The sequence below is a fragment of the Mucilaginibacter sp. PAMB04274 genome (assembly GCF_039634385.2).
Taxonomy (GTDB): Bacteria; Bacteroidota; Bacteroidia; order Sphingobacteriales; family Sphingobacteriaceae; genus Mucilaginibacter.
Genome location: NZ_CP155081.2, coordinates 4,157,045 through 4,176,868 on the forward strand (window position 1 = coordinate 4,157,045; position 19,824 = coordinate 4,176,868).

At 43.9% G+C, this 19,824-nt stretch carries 12 protein-coding genes and 1 tRNA gene; 1 reads left to right on the top strand and 12 read right to left on the bottom strand.

Annotated elements, in window-relative coordinates:
- Positions 1-89: 89 nt before the first annotated feature.
- The gene (locus ABDD95_RS17540) at positions 90-1,061 is read right to left on the bottom strand and encodes a polyprenyl synthetase family protein (RefSeq protein ID WP_345948639.1); all 972 of its coding nucleotides are present in this window, start codon (positions 1,059-1,061) and stop codon (positions 90-92) included.
- Between the two features lie 276 nt (positions 1,062-1,337).
- On the opposite strand from ABDD95_RS17540, the gene ABDD95_RS17545 reads away from it, so the two are divergent.
- A tRNA-Ser gene (locus tag ABDD95_RS17545) sits at positions 1,338-1,428 on the top strand.
- A 180-nt stretch (positions 1,429-1,608) separates the two neighbouring features.
- Here the strand turns inward: ABDD95_RS17545 and ABDD95_RS17550 are convergent.
- The 11 genes from ABDD95_RS17550 to ABDD95_RS17600 form a co-directional block, all read right to left on the bottom strand.
- Entirely contained in the window at positions 1,609-2,388 is a 780-nt protein-coding gene (locus tag ABDD95_RS17550) for a sialate O-acetylesterase (RefSeq protein ID WP_345948640.1), read from the bottom strand.
- A 4-nt stretch (positions 2,389-2,392) separates the two neighbouring features.
- Positions 2,393-4,087 carry a glycosyl hydrolase gene (locus ABDD95_RS17555; RefSeq protein ID WP_345948641.1) on the bottom strand — a complete coding sequence of 565 codons (1,695 nt, stop codon included), beginning with the start codon at positions 4,085-4,087 and terminating at the stop codon, positions 2,393-2,395.
- A 195-nt stretch (positions 4,088-4,282) separates the two neighbouring features.
- The gene (locus ABDD95_RS17560; protein ID WP_345948642.1) at positions 4,283-6,943 is read right to left on the bottom strand and encodes a glycoside hydrolase family 2 TIM barrel-domain containing protein; all 2,661 of its coding nucleotides are present in this window, start codon (positions 6,941-6,943) and stop codon (positions 4,283-4,285) included.
- Positions 6,944-6,947: 4 nt separating this feature from the next.
- The gene (locus ABDD95_RS17565; protein WP_345948643.1) at positions 6,948-8,984 is read right to left on the bottom strand and encodes a beta-galactosidase trimerization domain-containing protein; all 2,037 of its coding nucleotides are present in this window, start codon (positions 8,982-8,984) and stop codon (positions 6,948-6,950) included.
- Positions 8,984-10,234 (bottom strand): MFS transporter, encoded by a 1,251-nt coding sequence (locus tag ABDD95_RS17570; protein WP_345948644.1) that lies wholly within the window; start codon positions 10,232-10,234, stop codon positions 8,984-8,986. The genes ABDD95_RS17565 and ABDD95_RS17570 overlap by 1 nt, the downstream gene beginning before the upstream one ends.
- A 4-nt stretch (positions 10,235-10,238) precedes the next feature.
- The gene (locus tag ABDD95_RS17575; RefSeq protein ID WP_345948645.1) at positions 10,239-11,612 is read right to left on the bottom strand and encodes a polysaccharide pyruvyl transferase family protein; all 1,374 of its coding nucleotides are present in this window, start codon (positions 11,610-11,612) and stop codon (positions 10,239-10,241) included.
- A gap of 7 nt (positions 11,613-11,619) precedes the next feature.
- Positions 11,620-12,459, bottom strand: a complete 840-nt coding sequence (locus ABDD95_RS17580) for an alpha/beta hydrolase family protein (RefSeq protein ID WP_345948646.1) — start codon at positions 12,457-12,459, stop codon at positions 11,620-11,622.
- Positions 12,456-13,211, bottom strand: coding sequence for a glycoside hydrolase family 16 protein (locus tag ABDD95_RS17585; RefSeq protein WP_345948647.1), 756 nt, complete (start codon positions 13,209-13,211; stop codon positions 12,456-12,458). Before ABDD95_RS17585 ends, ABDD95_RS17580 begins: the two co-directional genes overlap by 4 nt.
- A 41-nt stretch (positions 13,212-13,252) precedes the next feature.
- On the bottom strand, positions 13,253-15,001 hold the full coding sequence (locus ABDD95_RS17590; protein WP_345948648.1) for a RagB/SusD family nutrient uptake outer membrane protein: 1,749 nt from the start codon (positions 14,999-15,001) through the stop codon (positions 13,253-13,255).
- A gap of 10 nt (positions 15,002-15,011) precedes the next feature.
- Positions 15,012-18,107: a TonB-dependent receptor gene (locus tag ABDD95_RS17595; protein ID WP_345948649.1), complete on the bottom strand. Its 3,096-nt coding sequence runs from the start codon at positions 18,105-18,107 to the stop codon at positions 15,012-15,014.
- 23 nt (positions 18,108-18,130) lie between these two features.
- A complete protein-coding gene (locus tag ABDD95_RS17600) occupies positions 18,131-19,822 on the bottom strand; it encodes a RagB/SusD family nutrient uptake outer membrane protein (protein ID WP_345948650.1) in 1,692 nt (563 codons plus the stop codon).
- Positions 19,823-19,824: the final 2 nt, after the last annotated feature.

The following is a 19,824-nucleotide window of genomic DNA, read 5'->3' on the forward strand; positions in this document are numbered from 1 at the left end:
CTAAGAGACAGAGCCAGGATCTCATAAGATTTTAAGCGAACAGAGCAGAAAACACTTGTTTTCTTGCTCTTGCATTTTGGCTCTCAAAACTATTTGTTACGCTCGGTAGTATATCTTACTAACTGCTCCAACCCTGTACGTGCCTCGCCTGGCTCAAAGGTATTCAGAATGTCGAATGCCTCGTTTTGATATTTCTGCATTTGGCTTTCGGCATAGGTCAATCCGCCGGTTTCTTGCACAAATTTGATAATTTGCGCAATCTTTTCCGGGTCATCTTTATGGTTCTTTACCAAACTGATGATGCGCTTGCGCTCGGCTTTTGGACCGTTATTAAGCGCATAAATAAGCGGAAGAGTTATTTTCTTTTCTTTGATATCAATACCCAGAGGTTTACCTACATCATCGGTACCAAAATCAAACATATCATCCTTAATTTGAAATGCAATACCAATCTTTTCACCAAAAAGACGCATTTTCTCGATCGTCTCTGCATCGGCGCCGGCAGATGCAGCACCGCAAGCACAGCAAGAGGCAATCAATGACGCTGTTTTCTGGCGAATCACTTCGTAATAAACACTTTCATCAGTATTGGTTTTTCGTGCTTTTTCTACCTGCAACAATTCGCCCTCGCTCATTTGCTTAACCGCATTAGAGAGAATTTTAAGCAAGTCGAAGTCGTTATTATCCAAGGAAAGCAGCATGCCCTTAGTAAGCAAATAATCACCTACTAAAACGGCTATTTTGTTTTTCCATAAAGCGTTAATGGAAAAAAAGCCCCTGCGCTGGTAAGAGTTATCTACCACATCATCGTGCACTAGCGACGCAGTGTGAACCAGTTCGACCAGGGCGGCACCCCGATAGGTGGCTTCGTTAATACCTCCACATAGCTTGGCTGCAAAAAATACAAACATGGGCCTAATCTGCTTACCCTTTCGCTTTACTATGTAATGCGTAATGCGATCAAGCAACGGAACAGAGCTTTGCATCGATGCCTTGAACTTCTCCTCAAAAACATCAATCTCGGCAGCAATAGGCTTTTTAATCTCTTTAAGGTTCAGCATTGAAAACTTAGCAACCTGTTTGTACTACACATGCCATTGGGGCATACCGGCGCAAACATAGGCAAAATTATTTTCAGGAAACTGTTTAAACAACGTTATTTTGAGACACATTAAACTAATGATATAGAGAGCAGTCATACTAATGTGTTTGCCTGAAGGTTGCAGGTGTGCATAGGGTTATATTTAGTTGAAGTTTTGCTAGCGGAGCCTTTTATAAGGCTTCGCTTTTTTATTGCGTTTACAGCCGGATTATTATACATTTGCAAACCTTTTTAGGGAGAGGTGTCTGAGTGGTCGAAAGAGCACGCCTGGAAAGTGTGTATACGTCAAAAGCGTATCGAGGGTTCGAATCCCTCCCTCTCCGCCAAACAAAAAAACCGCCAACGAGCGGTTTTTTTGTTTATACGGTACACTCTAAGCGAAGTGCGTAGAACTTAGTATACTACAACAGTATTATTGGAAGTTTTAACTCTTCCCTAAAACTAATAACAACCAATATCTGAAATTCCATTAATAGCTGAGACGAATACTTCTGCTTGGATAGAGCTTATTTGTTATTTTCCAAAGCTATAAACTTATTTGCATAGCGCCTTCCCAATTCTTGTGCAGACGGGCCATCAAAATGTAGGTGATCACCCTTATGGGCTAAGCTTTCTGTTGTTACAACGGCCGTACCTTTTACAGTCTGCGGAAGTTTAACAATCTGCGCGTTGAAAAATTCAGCATTTTTGTGAAACTCGCCTATTTGACCTGCTACAAAGGGAAGATTTGGGTTGCCGACTAAGTCGCGGATACGGGATATTAATTCTGCAATTTGCTGTAAATATAGGCTGGCCTTATCAACACTCGAATTAGATTCACCCTGATGCCATATTACGCCCTTTACTACGCCATACTTCATTGCTTCCTTTATACGAGCTACGGCATCATCATAAGGATGCGTTTTGGTGGCCGTATCATAAGCTCCCGGTATCCAATGTTCAATTGGGGTACCTCCTACTGCACAAGGCACTAAGCCAATTTTTACGCCGTGATGAGCCTTTGCCATTTGGATGCCAAAAGTTAATCCAGGCCCCACACCGGCTACACTAGGTTTATCAAAGTGAAGTGGATGCCTGGCTAGCACCCACTTCATGTCTTGGTTAAGTACAAACACATTATCGTTACCCTCATTTTTTTGTTCCTCGGTTATCGGTCCTCGGCCAGCCATGTTAGACTGTCCCATAAGCAGGTATATTTCCATAGATTTTGTTGCTGACACCTGACCAATCGCAAATGATAAGCTGGCAAATAAAATGACGGTACAGATTAGTGTGATTCTTTTCATGATGTTAATTTGTTATACTCAGGTCATCAATATAAGCAGAAATACCTGTGTAGCTAGAGCCTGTTTCGACTGAAAATGAGTCGATGTACCCTGCGTTAGCTTTGAACGGCACTGCCGAAACCTTTAAAGTTCCGTTTACATAAATGTCGAATGTTTGAGCGACAATGTTGATAGCTAATTTAACGGTATACCAGGTATTAGCCGAAACAGGCTGAACGGCTACGCGGGTGTTAGATGCGTTCACATAACTTAACTGATTACTGGTACTGTTGTACGCAGTGGCCAGCTCTATAGGTACTACGCCATTACACAGCACGCGATAACGGTTGAATTTATTAGTGTTGTTTTCGTTAAATTTATACTCAATATTAAGTGTATTAAACTGCGCATTAAAACTTCTTTTGACCGATACGGTGCCCGAACTGCTGTTATCAGTAAGCAATATACTTTTATTAGTTGCTGATGGAATATCAGCAATAACCGCATTGGTGCTTAAGCCATTTAACACCAACCAGTTAGCAGGTGCGTTGCTCGTTGTTTGATTGTTAAAATCATCAGTAAATGGCACGGTAGCTGCCGTACCGCCTGGCACGTTAGTGTATGATAACGCTTTAAAGGCATTATAGGCATCAAACTTGGTTACTTGGAGCGTGCTGCCGCTTATACACTTTTGAGTAAGGCCAAAGCCATTTACACAACTCGACTCATGCAAATTATACCAAAAAATTGGCCTGATTGGATTGAGGTTGTTAACCAAGGCATACATAGTTTGCGTACAGTAAGTGGCTTTGGTAGCCTCATCGGGCACATTAGAAGTGTATGACCAGTTAGGATTGCTGTTATAACCTATTTCAGTTATCCAGATAGGTTTTTGGTTGTGCGGCGATGGCCACGAGGCCTGTAGGGCCTTAAATTCATTTAACGTACTGATTACACCAGCCGGACTGCCAGCATAAGGATGAAAATTTAACTCATCCATATAAGCGTAGGCACCTTCGGCTTTTAACCTGGCCATAAAGGCTTCAAAATGGTAATTAGAGAGGCCGCCTAGTAACACTACAGCGTTAGGATCAACCGATTTAATGGCATTATAGCTTCGTTGCAGGTGTAGGATATATTTGTGCACGCCTACGTTGTAAGGTGTAGTTGGATCTGTTGATCCCTCGCCTACACGATCGCCTAAATCCCAAGAATTGGCCTGGTTGGGCTCATTACCAATTTCCCAGTATTTAATCCGGTCCTTATAACGCTCAACGGTTGCTTTCAAAAAGTTTTCGTTCAAAATCTCTTGTGCTTCGGTACCGTAATCTCCTTCAGGAGCGCCCTTTGAATAACGCATTAAAATACTGGCTCCAGCTTCAAGCGCAGCATCTACTTTCGGGTCTACAGTTGCGGTATAAGACTGGCCTACTTTAAATGCTAACCTCACCCAGTCAACGCCTAAATCGTCCAAGTCAGCGATATCGCTGGCTACACCAGCGGCATTGTAAGGGCCTGCATCGGTACCACCACCCCACTTTTGCCAGGGGCCACCCCATGTCATGCCTTTCCATTTGGTTAAGTCGTTTAAGGGAGGAGTAAAGGTTGCAACAGTTTTACCATTGCCGGCAACCTCTTCATTGTTGTCGGGAATTGCCGATTTTTTACACGCTACTGCCAAGCAGCAACATGCCACCAGCATGCTGAATAATTCCTTCATAGTTGTTTAAAATGTTGATTGGTTTATAATTGCCGCTACCGGCTCAGATTATACCCGCAGCGGATTAAACAAATAAACTGTTTTGAAAAAAGACTCATTTGCTGATTTAACCATATCTATTGCTGAAACGAATTAATGCTAATAAGAAGTAGATTTTTCTGCAGTCAACTCATGCTTAACTGAAAACAACGATATTTAACGGCGCTGGATGCGTATAGCATTGATGATCGGCTTGCCTTGTAAGGCTTGAAATGCAATATTAATTCCCTTTTTTTCCGAGACCTGTAATAGGAATGATCGTTGTACCAGCACACGTGTTCCAAAATCGTACAGCAGGTTAAGATTATTAATGACAACCTTTCCGTTTAAAACAACACTAAATATTCGCTTCTGGCTTTGTTGTTGAGCCTGCGTACCAATGTCATTAATCAATGTGTTTCGTGCTACGCCGGGATCGACAAACTCCAAGGTCACCTCATATTCACCGTCGGCTACATCAAACTGGTAAGCTTGCGCATCAACCCTAAGCGTTTGATAAAGGGGGTCTTGCCGGGTTTGTGCAATTTGCAATTGGTGGCCTATACGGTTGGCTACCGGGCGGTAAACATCGCCGTTTATATAACCCCAATTACCTTTCTGATACGGCTTATCGGGTTCAAAAATGTAATTCCTGTCCGTATCATAGTACCATACATTACTCCCACAGTTAATGCCAATAGAAAAAGCTGTGTCTTGTTTAAGCTGAAACGGCCTGATTTGCATGTCGACACCAGCATAATCAACAACTTTTTCATTGTTGAATACTGCTTGAGCCATCAATTGATTTTGGCCTGAGTTCAAAGGAACTTTAAATACAGCCGAACAGTTTTTAACCTGCTGCTCGCCTATTAAACGCCCATTGCAATATAGTTGCACATTGAGGGCATTCGTATAAACCTTTATTTCGTTGTTTATTATATTATTATTTCCTTCTTGGGCCTGCATTTTTCTATCCGGCCAATCGCGGGTGGCAATATGTAGTACAGGCCGTTTTTTTTGAAAAAATGCCTGGTAATAATAAAACACATCTTTTTTACGGCGATCAAAAAATACAATGCCTTTATTATTTATACGTGGCATGGTTTCTTCGCGCACTTCGCTACCAAAATCGGCCAGCAACCAGGCGGCCGAACCAGCAAGCCAATCCCGCTTTTGCATAGCGTTTAGATAATACTCTACAAACTGCTGCTGCCATTGCATGCTAAAGTCAAACTGCTCGGGGGCTAAAGTGTTGATACGCCCATCACTTCCCGCACCGTATTCGCTAATAATATGTGACCGTTTGGGGTAGCGTTGGTGCTGCTCGTCAATAAACCGGTCAAATGCAGCAAAATCATTACCATACCAGCCCGAATACAAATTCCATCCAACCACATCAGTAATATTGCCCAGATTGTACTTGTTGTACACCTCATCGCCATGAAAGGCTATAGCGGTTAATCGAGCAGGATCTTCTGTTTTAGAGAGCTGATTAAGCTCTTTCGCAAGAATCTGCGTTTGACGGATAGCTTTGTGTTGCGAAACCGAGTCTGTGTAGTGCCGGAAAAGACCGATCAAAATTTCATTCATAAAACCCCAGAATATCACTGATGGGTGATTGAAATTTTGCCTGATCATCTCCAACTGCTGGTTTTTACTGTTTGCAGCATAAGCGGCCGACGTATCAATAAAATCCACGTTGGGGGTTTCCATCCATACCAGCAACCCCAAACGGTCACAAGCATCCAGTACTGCTTTATCCTGTGGGTAATGGGCCAGGCGGGTGAAGTTAGCGCCCATTTGCTTTAACAGTTTCATATCCTGTTCATGCCGCTCATCAGGAAGTGCGCTGGCCAAACCTTCCACATCCTGATGCCGGCAGGCCCCGTTTAGTTTTAGCGGTTCGCCGTTCAGAAAAAAGCCTTTGTCGGGCGTAATTTTAAACCAGCGTATACCAATAGCATTGGATACTACGTCACGTACTTCACCATTTTGCACAATCTCCGTTTTTACCTGATATAGCCAGGGATGATCGGGGTGCCACAGTTTGGGCTTGCCTATATTAGGCATATTTGTACTAAAACCAGTTTCTTTTCCGGATTTAACATTCAACTTAGAAGTGCGGGTTGATAGAAGCTCTCCATCCGGACTATACAAAGAATTGCGTACGCTTACGCTAGCTGTCGCTTTACCCTCGTTAACTATATGCGCTTTAATAGTTACTTGCGCTGTCTCGGCACTTACTATTGGAGTAGTAATTTGTACATTTTCGGCACCGTAAGTGTAGGCTATATGCAAAGCCTTTTTTTTGATGAGCCACACATTACGATATATGCCTCCGTAACGGGTAAAATCTCCTGACAGAGGGGCCACTTGCGGGTTTGGACTATTATCCGCCTTTACCGCAATTACATTCTCTTGCTGATGATTGACGTAATCGGTAATATCCAGTACAAACGCTGTATAGCCCCCTGCATGTTTACCTACCAATTTACCATTCACATAAACTTCGGCGGTGAGCAATACGCCGTCAAACTTCAGGTAAATACGCTCTTGCGGAAGTACTGCTATGTTTAAGAATTTGAAATACCACCCTGCACCTTTATACATGGCTGTGTATTTACCAAAAGCATCCTCGCGGTTCCAGGTATGTGGCAAGTTTACAGGATTTGCAACAGCCTTGATTTCACCTATTGCGGGGTTGGGGTTAGTAAACACACCCTTGTAAAAAAACCAGTTACTGTTTATTTTTTCAATAACCTGAGCATGCAATTTTACCTGCCCTATGCAGACAAGCAGGGTGCAAAGCAACAGCTTGAAGTAGTAATTGAAGCGCATTAACTTAATTCTTATCCCATTTAATGACCAAAGTTTCCTCGGGCAATATAGAAACTACCTTGCCGTTTACAGCACCGCCCGAGTTAGTATACAATAATTGAGACTTATACTCACTTTTTGAACCAGCCAGCGTTAGCTCCTTTTTTTGTCCTGATTTGTTAATGATAACCGTTAAGTAGCTATTGCCTGACTTCAGGGTTTTCATCATCATATCTTTTTCCAGGTTTGGAAAACGAAAAGCAACATCCTTTAAGTTAACCTCATTGCAAAGCAAATTACCTAAGTTGTTATAGTCGTTTTGCAGCCGGCTTCCCAATCCTAATAGTGAGGGAATCCAAAGTGTTTTCCCTTTGCCGTAAGTGTTTTCTAATGCGATTACCTCGTTTCCGACCTTACCTAACGACTGCCCCGTAGCGGGTTCAATGTAACCTTGCCAGGCATGTGCTTTAAAATCCTGTGTGTAACCGTTCAACTTTACATTGTATAAGGTGTCGCGCATTTTGTACTCTTTAATCACTCCTCCAAATAAATCTTTAAGCGGAAATTTATTATTCATTACACAGATAGCATTTTCATTGTAGTAAGCGGTTGAGCCATCCGCAATTAACTTACCCCCTTTTTGTACAAAGCTTTTGAGTTTGGAATAATAAGCGGTGGGTATAGCAATTTGGTTAGACAGAATGATTGTTTTACCGGTATAATCATCGCTGCCAAAATCAAACTCGGCTATCTCTTTCATATTGGCCTGTAAGCCTAACTGACTTAGAGCTTCAAAATAGGCTAGTGCCGATTTCATAACCGCTCCGGGTTTTCGGGCCTCAAAATCGTTGGCAAAATCGAGCGATTGTTTCTTTTCCACCCACATACTTTGACGAACATACAAGATATTGATGCCCGACTCCTGTACCTGTGCGTTTGCAAACAGCTGTGCATGAGCACCAATGGTGCTAGTGATTTGACCAATAGCCAGCATACGATCACTCGGCTGGTTTTGAAAGTTGAGCAGAGCCCACTCACCAGCTTCGATGCCCGACATACGGGGGTTTAGGCACCAAAATATAGCACCTTTACTACCTGTTGCCAATGTAGTCCAAATCCATTGGCTTATTTCCTGACTGGTTGGGCACATGGCTTGGTTACCGCTAAAAGTATTGTTTCCGCCTTGCAGTTCGGTCATCAACCAAGGTATTGAACCCGCTCCTGAACGCAGAATTTCGCTGTTGGCTGACAAAGCCATCGCATACTGGCTGCGTTTAAAGTAATCAAAATGCCAGCTTGCATGGGCTGAGCCACCCAGGCTTGTTAAAAAAGTACGCCATTTCGGAAAGTCGTATTCGGCTGCATTTTTAAAAATGGCATGGTTGTTTACATGCACCGGGCGACCATTATCATACCTATGTATTTCATCGGTAAGCCACTTTAAAAACCACGTATTATAATCTACCAAAAAACGTTCGTCGGCAAAATCGAAATGCACATAGCTGTTTTTGTTAAAAGCGGCTACGGGCTGCAGTTTCTTCCACTCGGCCAGTTTTAAATTGGTAAACTCCTGTTTAGGGTAATGCCCGCATCCAGGCTCGTTAATGGGCACCCAACCATAAAGCGATTTAAATTGTTTAAAATGCCCAGCCAGATTTTTGATGTAATTGCTGATACTTTTTAAGTGCGCCTCGCTCCGCGGAAACTTGAAGCCGCCCACATCATCAAAATCAGTAGCCGGAAATAAATTGGCATATATCTTAATATTATATTTTTCTCCGGCTTTAAAGGCTCTGTCAAACAAACTATAGTCCCAGCTACCGTCGGGCTTGTGCATATAGCTTTCAAACATGCGTATGCGGGTAATAGTCATGCCACACTCTTTCATCCGCTTAAACCAGGTGTCTACATCGTTTTCATTTTGGCCCGGCTCTATAAACACTTCAGCTCCGATTAACGGCACCTCATTCACCGACACCTGCGCTGATACATTGATCCCATAGAAGAAGCACCCTAATACCATTAAGAAGCTTAAAAGACTTTTATTCACTAGTGGTGCCATTATTCAGTATAGTTTAAATCTTTGCCAAAAGTTTCTTCCATTTGCCATAGCGCCAAGGCTGCCAACGCCAGGGTTACCAATCCCACTATCCAGGCGCTGGTAACCAAGTTAGTGGCCGTACCCAATTGCTGAAAAAAGTAAGTAAGCGGCACTACAGCGCCCCGTACAAAATTGGGCACCGTAGTAGCTACGGTTGATCGCAGGTTGGTGCCAAACTGTTCGGCCGCGATGGTAACAAACATGGCCCAAAAACCAATTGAAAAACCGCCAACCAGGCATATTGCATAGAAGTAAGTGGAGCTGGCTGATGAAAAAGTGAGATAAAGCGCAATGCTGATTATCGTAAACGCCATAAAAAGCGCCACCGCTTTTTTGCGGCTGTTCAAATACTGGCTAACCAGCCCGCTACTAATATCGCCAATGGCCATACCTATATAGCAGTACATTACAGCAGTGCCAGAACTTGCCGTGAAGGAAAGCCCCATAGCGTGGCTCAGCTCGGGCGAAAAGGTGATCAGGATACCAATAACGAACCATATAGGCAACCCTATGGCAATACAGCGTATGTATTTAAAAAACCGCTTGGCACTGGTAAACAAAACCAGGATGTTGCCTTTTTCTACTTTGGCCTGCTGGGTAGCCTGGTATAAATGAGATTCGGCAACGCTTATGCGCAACAGCAGCAATAGCATGCCTAAGCCGCCGCCAATGTAATAAGTTGTTCGCCAGTCAAAATACTTAGCTACGAAGTAAGCTAGTACGGCGCCCAATAAACCTACTGAAGCTACCATAGCCGTACCGTAACCCCGCACCTTTTTAGGTAAAATTTCGGCTACCAGCGTTATGCCTGCCCCAAGTTCGCCGGCAAGGCCCACACCGGCAACAAAACGCAATATGGCATATTGTGTGATGCTGGTAACCATACCGTTCATTATGTTAGCAACAGAATAAATAAGTATAGAGCCAAACAGTACAGAAAGCCTGCCCTTTTTATCACCCAGTATACCCCATAATATGCCACCCAACAGCAAACCTATCATCTGCACGTTTATCAATAAAATACCGTCGCGCATCATGTTGGTGCTGGCCACACCTATACCTTGCAAACTGGAGATACGTACAATACTAAAAAGCAACAAATCGTATATATCAACAAAATAACCCAGCGCCGCTACTATAACCGGCGCTTGCAATAGCAATGGCCATATGCGCTTGTCTGTTATTTTGGTTTCAACCTCTACTAATTCCATTTCCTTATTTGATAGATAATTTGAGTACCTGCATGGCATCTTTTTGCCGTTGCTTTACAAACTGCATGGCCTTGGCCGCTTTGTTGCGTGCTGCCGTGTGGTTGTTATGAATATGAAATAAGGCTTGCTGCATAGTAGCGGTGTCGTCCTTATCTATATCGAACAGCCACTCAGGCAGGCCAATATCTCTAAACATCCAGCCCTTTTTACCAAAGCTAAACGGGCATGTATGTATGACGGGCACGCCTACAGCCAAAGCCATAATGAGCGAATGCGGCTCCATTCCCATCACTACCCGGGCCCTTTTATAAACCGATAGTGCTTCATCAGCATTCCAAAACTCATGGCGGTGAACCAAGTAGGGCTTTACGTCATCAGGCTGCTGGTCGTACACCAAGGCTTTGGCTGCCGTAATTTCTTTAAAGGCTTCGGGAGCCAACAAAACTTTCTTTTTTGTTTGGCGTACCCAGGCGGTAACCAGTGCATTAATTTTGGCAAATCGCGCACGGTCCAACTCCTGCTGCTCGGGCGTAGGTTGGTAGGGGTTTAATTTATCCTTGTTGTTTGCGGTAGCTTCGGGTTTAGGTGTATAGCTTCGGATAATGAGCGCCATGAAATCATTTTCCTTCAAACCATTCGTCTTTAAATAGGCTGAACCTTTTTGCTCGTCGAGGGTATCAATGCCGAAGCATCCATCGGGGCCAAACTCCATTACTGGCGCTTTAATACCATTTTCCTTGATATACTTTAACGATTCCCCGTCGCGGCAATAAATAAAAGCGGCTTTGTTAAGCACGGATGCAAATACATAAGGGCTGGGCTGGGCCCACAAATCAAACGAATGGCCAAACATACCATAAGGCTTACCAAGCTTTTGACAAATGAAAAACTGACTCATTAAACCCATCAAGCCATTCCATTCGTAGTTGAAAAGGCCGTAATTAAAGTGCATGCCCGAGTTGTATAAAAAGAAATCGGTTTGTTCAAAAGCCTGTAAAATATCCGGATTCAGCGGAGCGCCCTCGCCTGAAGTTAGATTACCCTTGATAATCTTTAATTTGGGAAAGCGCCGGAGCAGCATGCTTTCAACCTCGGCATTTATGATAACCGGCCATAAGGTAACCTCAGCATCAGGCAGGTGCTCTTCCAATATATGCAGTGTGCCAGGCGTATGGCCTATATCACCAATGTTTGAAACCGCCCAAGCCGAACGCAACAGAATACGTTTAGGTGCAATGGCTTTTACCGATTTCAAGGCATCCGTTTGCATACCATTGTTTGGTTCTTTTATTGCTGAAAGAGCGGCATGAGGTAACAGAAAAGTACCTGCCAGCGCTTTGCCAGATGTTTCAATAAATTTTCTTCTGTTTACTGACATGTATATTTTATGGTTTAACCGGTTTCACATAGTCCTGATCGGGCAATTCTTTTTTTACCAGTGCCGAAAAAAATCTGAAGTGGTTGAGGATAGTATATTTCCAGTAATTAGGTTGGTGGCGTCCGGGCTGGGCGCTAAACAGCGCTTTTATTTTTAGCGAGTCACACCGCTCTCTAAACTTTTTGTTGGCTGGATACAGGTAGTCTTCGGTGCCGCAGTCAAAAATCAAATATTTGCCCCCTACCTTTTCTGCGGTTAGCTGGTTGATGCTTGAATACTCATCAAACTGCTTGTTATTTTCGGCGTAAGCACCCAGTATTTCGGATAGGCTTTTGTTTTTGTAAGATGAATAGCGCAGGTTAAGTACGCCGGAGGTGCTTCCTGCACTTAAAAACAAGTTTGGGTGCCTCAAAAAAAGCCACATAGCGCCATGCCCGCCCATGCTGTTACCGGTAATAAAAACTTTACCTGTATCTACGCTGGCTTTGCGTTTCAGTTCGGGGAAGAACTCGTTTATAAAAAAGCTCTCCCACTGCATACCGTTTTTGTCGGGCGCATTCATAAACCAACTGCTGCGTAAACCGTCGGGGCAGGCTATAATAAACCCGTATTCGTCGGCCAGGTTTTGTAAGTTAGCCAGGTATCCCCATGCCTTGTAGTTGCCGCCATGCCCATGTAGCAAGATAACGGTAGGGTAGGTTTGACCATGCGCGTACTGTTTGGGTTTATACAAACGAACGGTATCGTTCACGTGCAGGTAGGCTGATTTGATCACCATCAATTCCTGCGCATGAGCGCAGTTACTCAATTGAATAAATAAGAAAAGGTATAATAGCAGCTTTTTCATTGTTTGGCATATATGGCAACCCAATCAATTTCAACCAGGCCCCGTGCGCCTGCGTCAGGACACGGTGAACCCACGCACGACTCGGATTGCAAGGTCATGCGCATGCGTTTAGTGGGGACTTCCGCTCTTTCAGATGTGCCGAATATCTTATCGTCTAATTTGAAAACTACTTTTCCGGGCGTCCACTCGCAACTGAAGGTGTGCCATTGGCTCATATCCACTTCGGGTATTTTGAATTCGTCTTGCTTACGTGGCGCGCCTTCAAAATGTAAAAAAGCTGCTGATGCGTTTTGATCATGCCCCTCTGCAAAATCTATCTCACCATCATTCCAGTTGTTGCTTTTGGGCCAAAGCAACCAGGCATACTTGTAGCCTGGTGCTGCTACATACTTAAACCGCACGCTGTACTTACCATACAACTGACTTAAGTAAGCTCCATCCTTGAGGGGACTTATTGCAGCCGACATGCTGATACCGTCTTCGGTATGCAGATCCTCTCGTAGAATGCCATCTTTAACACTAATCACCTTTGAAGGATAGTACTTGCCGGTAGGCGGCAGGTTGGTTACTCCAGTTCCGTCTTTGTATACACTCCATTTGTTGCCATAAGCGTTTCCCGGAAAGGCGCCTAACGGAACATCTGTTTTAAAGTCTTCCAAAAACACTTGTGTCCAGCCCGCCATATTACCTTGTGGAGGTTGGTTTACACCGGTTACCTGCGCTGTAGCTATTACCACTGTAAATGCTAGCATGACCATCATTATAGCACTCTTATTTCGTATAGAAGCTGTCATTAATAACCTGGATTTTGAATCAGCTGAGGAACTTTTGATATCTCAGACTGCATGATGGGAAAAAAGTAATTGGCTTCGTTAAAAATGTGTTGGCTGTTAGCATTAACCGGTACCACTTCATAGGTATAACTGCTGGCATTTACCCGGGTAATCTTCATGGCTTTAAGCACGACGTTTTGAGTTTGAGTCGCTATTTTCCAACGGCGTACATCAAAATAGCGATGATCTTCCCAGGCAAATTCCACCATCTTTTCATTATAAATCTGCTGGCGCATTTCTGCCTGCGTCATGTTAGGCTTAAGCCCATACAAACCGTCAGCGCCTGGCAATATTCCGGCCCGTTTTCTTATTATTTTAATTTGATCATAAGCGGCACTTACATCGCCCAATTCATTTTTGGCTTCGGCATAGTTCATCAAAATTTCGGCATACCTAATGAGTGGCAGGCAACGTTCGGTATTGGCACCACTGGATCCAGAGGTATTCTCATCCATCATTTTGCGCCAGAAATACCCGGTGGAATAAACAATCTGCCCGTACCCGTCTGTAGGTGCACCTACGTAAGTGTAAACCGGTTGTTTGCTGGCTGCACTTCCTAAATACCATAGCGACCCATTGTAAATGAATGTATAGTTAAAACGAGGGTCACGATTAACAAACGGATTTTTATCATCATAGCCCGAAGTTTGATCAGTAATGGCTTTGCCATTACGCATACCAAACGCTTCAGCTAAATTTTGTGAGGGCACTGCCCGTGGCGTTGCCGAAAATGTGCTGCGGGTACGGGGCGCAAAATTGGTTTCGAGTAGTTTATTGAGCGCTTGCATACCGCTGAAGATGTACTCACTGTTCTTGCGCATTAAGAATACTTTTGAAAAACCATAACCGGGTGCCGTAACGTTATCCTCATACAACGAATAAACATTCAGGTCCATTACTGCTTTGGCAGCATCGGCAGCTAACTGCCAGCGGTTTGCATCATAAGACTCATAACCAACCACGCGGCGCTGTTCCGGCGTTTTGCCTATATTACCGCCATTAAAGAGCGGACTTGCCGCAAACAACAATACCCTCGACTTGATAGCCAGACAAACACCTTTGGTCACTCTGCCATAATCAATAGCCGCAGTATAATTAACCGGTAATACCTGACTGGCTGCATCAAGCTCCGAAACAATGTACTTAACACATTCATCATAAGAATTGCGCGGCACGTCTATTACGTCTGCTGCGCCAAACACTTTGTCGCCCAATAGCGGCACGCCACCAAAATTTTTAAGGAGTACCGAATAATACCAAGCCCGTAAGCATCGGGCTTCGGCTTTTGACTGTGCTTTTAAAGCGGCAGATATGGGGCTTTTATCCACATTAGCCAGGTATACGTTAGCTGACCGTATACGTTCATAGGCAGTGGTCCATGCATCTGCGTACGGACTGGTGCTTTGTGCATTTAATGAGCCATTCAGCACCATCACATATACGATGGTAGGGCCATTATAGCTGCCATGTGCCTCATCAGAACCTTCGGCCAGGCTTGCTGTGTTCGAGAAACGCCGCCACGAAAAGGTGTAACCGGCATCGGCATAAAGGTTAAACAAGAAATCAATAGTTCGGCTACTGTCTGCAAAAACAGTTTCGTTATTCAGATCCGTAGTCGATTTCGGGTCGAGAATACCTGTTTTGCTGCATGAAGAGAAAAAAGCCGCTACTACCCCGGCAATTGCTATATATAAAAGATATTTTCTCATGATCTCAATTTTAAAATGATAACTGAATGCCCAGATTATAAATTTTTTGCTGAGGATATGTACCCTCGTTGCCTGTACCCGAAACCGATTCGGGGTCTATATCAAACTTGCTCTTGCCCTTTAGCGCTACGGTGAATAGATTATAACCGTTGGCGTAAATACGGGCGCCTTCCAGTACATGCAGCTTCTTAATTAATGCAGTGGGTAAACTGTAAGAAATTTCGGCTGTTTTAAGGCGCAGGTAATCGCTGCGGCGGTACCAATAATCGGACACGTAGCTAAGCGCATTATTCAAACTGTTAGAAACGGCGGTTAAACGTGGATAACTGGGATTCGTATTTTCAGGCGTCCAGTAATCTAAGTGCAGTTTCCGGAAATTATTCTGGAACGGGTTTACCTCGGCCGATCCGCCCTGCAGGCTATAATTCAGACCGCTTTGCAGCGTGCTGGAAAAGCTGAAATTACGGTAAGTAAATCCGAAAGTCATACCCAAAATAGTATTGGGCAGGTTTGGATATTGCAGTACTGTACGATCGTTTACATCAATAATACCATCTCCGTTTAAGTCAGCGTATTTTAAATCGCCTGGCTTAACTACTACCGAACTTACCGGCTTAGGCACACTAGGATTGGCTATTTCGTCGGCACTTTGATAATACCCTATCCAGTTATAACCCAAAATACTACCCACCGGATAGCCGGTTAACGATAACCACGGATATGCCGGGTTAGGTTCAGACTGGTATAAGATTTTGTTTTTGGCCACTGATATATTAGCACTCACAAAGTAGTTTACTTTACCGGCTTTTCCGTTATAACGGGCATCCACCTCAAAACCCCTGTTACGTACCCGGCCTATGTTTACAGCGTTGGTTGTGTTACCAAATAAAGCCGGAATATCGCGCCGGGTGGTTAAAATATCATATCGGTTACGGTTAAACACATCAGCCGTAATGTTAAGTTTGTTATCAAATAAGGTCATATCTATACCAATATTTAGCTGACGCTCTTTTTCCCAGGTAATGTCAGACCCGGCCGGACCTTCTACAATGGGTGTAACGGCGTTAGGTGTTTCGCCAATATTGGCGCTGCCACTGCGTGGGTACGTTTGCAGATAGGCATAATCACCACTAACTGTAAAAGCATCGCTGCCCACTAAACCATATGATCCTCTTAACTTGAGCAAACCAATAAAATCCAACGCCTTACTGTTTTTCATGAAGCTTTCTTCGGCAATGTTCCAACCGGCCGAAACAGACGGGAAAAATCCGAATCGGCTATTTGACGGAAACTGGCTCGAACCATTATAGGCGCCGTTAAATTCTAATAGATAACGTTGTTTGTAATCATAACCGATACGGCCCGTGGCACCTCTAAAGTTAATAGGCACATCTAAATAGGTGGTTGTGGATGTTGCCCTAGTAGGCACATTGCTGTATTGATTAAATAAAGCTAAACCGTAGATACGGTGGTCGCCAAACCTGTTATCATAGTTTAATGAAAACTGTGTATTAAGCCGTTTATAAGCATTGGCATTGGCGCTGTAAGCCAAACTTAAATTTTCAAGCCGGGTTACATAAGCCGACCCGTTATTATAGGGTGTATATTTACCGGTTGCCGGATTGTAGATATAAGAAGGAAAGTAGGTGCGAGTCAAATCACGAGCATAACCGTATCTCGAATTATAGGCAATAAGCGCTCTGACCGATAATCCCTTGGTGATGAAATCCAATTTTTGTGTAAGCTTTATGTTCGATAAAATATCGGTATTGTAATCGCGCTCGTAACCGCCGGTTGCCAAACGGCCAACGATACTGGTAGGATAAGCCGGATTATAACTATAGCTTCCATCGGGGTTATAAATTTGATAAGCAAATGGCGGCAATGACGTATAATCTTTTATCTCTAAAAATATATTATTGGTAAAGGCACCATTTTTACCTAAACTGTGCGGCACATTTTGCTCGCCAAAATTTCCGGAAAGATCAAAGTTCAGCAACAGCGTTTTAGTAAGCTGTACATCAATATTAGATCTGAAATTGTAGCGCTTGTAGTAATAGTTATTCTGAATATCATCCGGTGACCCGAAATCCTTTACTACACCATTCTGATACAAATAAGCACCTGCAATAAAGTACTTCATTTTTTCAGTACCACCTTGTATGTTGAGGTTAGTGCGGCTTTGAATGGTGTTGGGTCTGAGCAATTCTTTAAGCCAGTCAATATTGGGATGGCCGTAGGGGTCGCTTCCTGTTCTAAAAGCTTCTAAATCGGCATTGGTAAAACGCGGGGTACCACCGTCACCTACTAAAGCGACGTTGGTTAAACGGGCGCTTTCATAAGAGTCCAAATACTGGGGTAACTTTGTTGGCACCTGAAAGCCCAGTTCGCTCCGTAACGTCATTTTAGCACCGCCAGCTTTACCACGGCGCGTAGTAATCAGGATAACGCCGTTTGCACCTTTAACCCCATAAACGGAGGTAGTGGCCGCATCTTTTAAAACTGATATGGTTTCTACCTGGTCGGCGTCAATCTCGCTTATCGGGCCAGGATATTCTACATCATCAACAATGATAAGCGGGTTACCGCCGCCCTCGCCATAAGTGCTGATACCACGTATGCGAATGCTGGCGCCATCGGCACCGGGCCTGCCCGATTGTTGTTGCGTGGTTATACTCGGCACCCGCCCCATCAGCGTATTTTGCAAACTGGCCGAAGGCGTTTGCCTGATATCTTTACCTGATATAGCACTTACCGCGCCTGTGTTGGTTATCTTTTTTTGCGTGCCATAGCCCACAATTACTACTTCTTCAAGCCCCTTGGCATCGGCTGCTAAGGTTACGTTAAGGTTACTGCCGGTAACTCTAACTTCTTTGGTTAAATAACCTACAAAGCTAAAAACCAACGTACCGCTTGTACCTTTCAAGGTTATTTTAAAACGTCCGTCGTTATCAGCCATGGCACCATTTTGCGGCATACCTTTTTCAAATATGGTTACGCCGGGTAAGGCGCCTTTTGCATCGCTTACCGTTCCGCTCACCTGCTGCTGAGCCCATACCTGCACCGAGCAGATGATTAAAATCAATAATGTATATAGTCTTCTCATAAATTTACAATTGGTTTTAAGCACTACCATCCAATATTTTGTACCAACAGGTTATTCTTCGCAGTTTCGGCGGAAGAGATAGGATACAAATACATTTTAGGAGCGGAGAATATGGTTTTGTCGGCAACAATACTTTGGTAAGAAAGTACACTTGTGGAGGAATTCAATGTGATAGAAACTCCATTCACGTTGCGGTTTAATACCATTTCAGCATCTTTCCAGCGGCGTAAGTCCCAGTAGCGGTGTTCCTCAAACGCCAATTCAATCCTGCGTTCAAGCTTAATCGCATTGCGCATTTCGTTTTGCGTCATATTTGCTTTTAGTCCATATAGGTTGCCCGCGCCTGCAGTAATACCGGCTCTTTTGCGTATATCGGTTAAGGCCTTATAAACCTCAGTTGTAGGACCAGCACTTTCATTCAAAGCTTCGGCAAAGTTGAGTAGTATTTCGGTATACCTGAATATAGGGTAGTTATGGTTTTGGGTAGAATATTGAGTGGCACTGGTAAAATTGCCTAAAAATTTACGTAGATAATAGCCCGTACGTGTTTGTACCTGGTTACCACGATTAGGTTTATCCAAGCCTCCTTCAAACGTTTCTACATTGCGGTTAAGCCACCGAGTACCATTAGTTAATACGGTATTAGCTAAACGCGGATCGCGGCCGGCATAAGGGTTAGCCGGATTATAAGTAGCCGATTCATTAATAGGCTGCCCGTTAAGCATAGGATATGCGTCAACCAAATCCTGTGAAGGGCTGGTAATGCCCTGACCGGTACTACCCACGCCGTAACCCACAGGTCCGTTATTTACTTCCAGGTCGTTGGTAACTGCCCTGAGGTAAGATAAAATAGTTTCGTTGCTTTTACGTGCGGTAAACACGTTAGTGAATGAGGCATCCAAACTGTAGCTACCCAAATTGATCACCTCGCGGGCCGCGTTGGCGGCGGCAGTCCAACGGGTAACATCATAGGTAGGGTAACCCGCTACCAAACGCTGTTCGGCATTTCCGCCGGCTGCCACGCCGCCGTTAAATAGCGGACTTGCGGCGTAAAGTAACACCCTGGATTTTAATGACAGCACTGCTCCTTTTGAAATACGTCCAAAGTCAGACGGGTTGGCGTTAATTTGCGCTTCGGTTCTGAGTTGTGGTGACAGTGCATCACATTCGGCTACTAAATAGTTTATACATTCTGCAAACGTGTTACGTTTTACCTGTATGTTGTCAGCCAGTGTATAAACTCTATCGCCCAGTAATGGTATTCCCCCATAACGTTTTAGTAATTCAAAATAGAATATAGCGCGTAAGGCTTTGGCTTCGGCTACCCAAAACTTAACGTTGGTATTGGGGATAACGGTTACTTTGCTGATGTATTGATTTACCTTGCGTATGCCCGTGTAATACTTTGCCCAGGCATCATCAGGGTTTGTTGTGGGTGATATTCGGCTTTGTGCGAGATTAACAATTGCAGCATTAACCCTTGATGATACTGCATCATCAGTAGCGGCATCTAAAAAGTTACCATCAATGCGGTTAAACCCATTGGGCAGATTGCTGTAAATATCATTTAGAACCTGCAACGCTTGTGTGCCTACAGAATCGCGGGCATCGAATACATAGTCTTCTGTAATCTTTTCAAGCGGCTGCTCGTCAAGCGCTTTCTTGCAAGCCGTTAAGCTCATTAAAAAAGCTATAGCTATATATAATTTTTTCATGT

Bases quoted from the DNA above. Each gene is read 5' to 3' on its own strand.
- ABDD95_RS17540 (WP_345948639.1), bottom strand. From the start codon at position 1,061: ATGCTGAACCTTAAAGAGATTAAAAAGCCTATTGCTGCCGAGATTGAT.
- ABDD95_RS17550 (WP_345948640.1), bottom strand. From the start codon at position 2,388: ATGAAAAGAATCACACTAATCTGTACCGTCATTTTATTTGCCAGCTTA.
- ABDD95_RS17555 (WP_345948641.1), bottom strand. From the start codon at position 4,087: ATGAAGGAATTATTCAGCATGCTGGTGGCATGTTGCTGCTTGGCAGTA.
- ABDD95_RS17560 (WP_345948642.1), bottom strand. From the start codon at position 6,943: ATGCGCTTCAATTACTACTTCAAGCTGTTGCTTTGCACCCTGCTTGTC.
- ABDD95_RS17565 (WP_345948643.1), bottom strand. From the start codon at position 8,984: ATGGCACCACTAGTGAATAAAAGTCTTTTAAGCTTCTTAATGGTATTA.
- ABDD95_RS17570 (WP_345948644.1), bottom strand. From the start codon at position 10,234: ATGGAATTAGTAGAGGTTGAAACCAAAATAACAGACAAGCGCATATGG.
- ABDD95_RS17575 (WP_345948645.1), bottom strand. From the start codon at position 11,612: ATGTCAGTAAACAGAAGAAAATTTATTGAAACATCTGGCAAAGCGCTG.
- ABDD95_RS17580 (WP_345948646.1), bottom strand. From the start codon at position 12,459: ATGAAAAAGCTGCTATTATACCTTTTCTTATTTATTCAATTGAGTAAC.
- ABDD95_RS17585 (WP_345948647.1), bottom strand. From the start codon at position 13,211: ATGCTAGCATTTACAGTGGTAATAGCTACAGCGCAGGTAACCGGTGTA.
- ABDD95_RS17590 (WP_345948648.1), bottom strand. From the start codon at position 15,001: ATGAGAAAATATCTTTTATATATAGCAATTGCCGGGGTAGTAGCGGCT.
- ABDD95_RS17595 (WP_345948649.1), bottom strand. From the start codon at position 18,107: ATGAGAAGACTATATACATTATTGATTTTAATCATCTGCTCGGTGCAG.
- ABDD95_RS17600 (WP_345948650.1), bottom strand. From the start codon at position 19,822: ATGAAAAAATTATATATAGCTATAGCTTTTTTAATGAGCTTAACGGCT.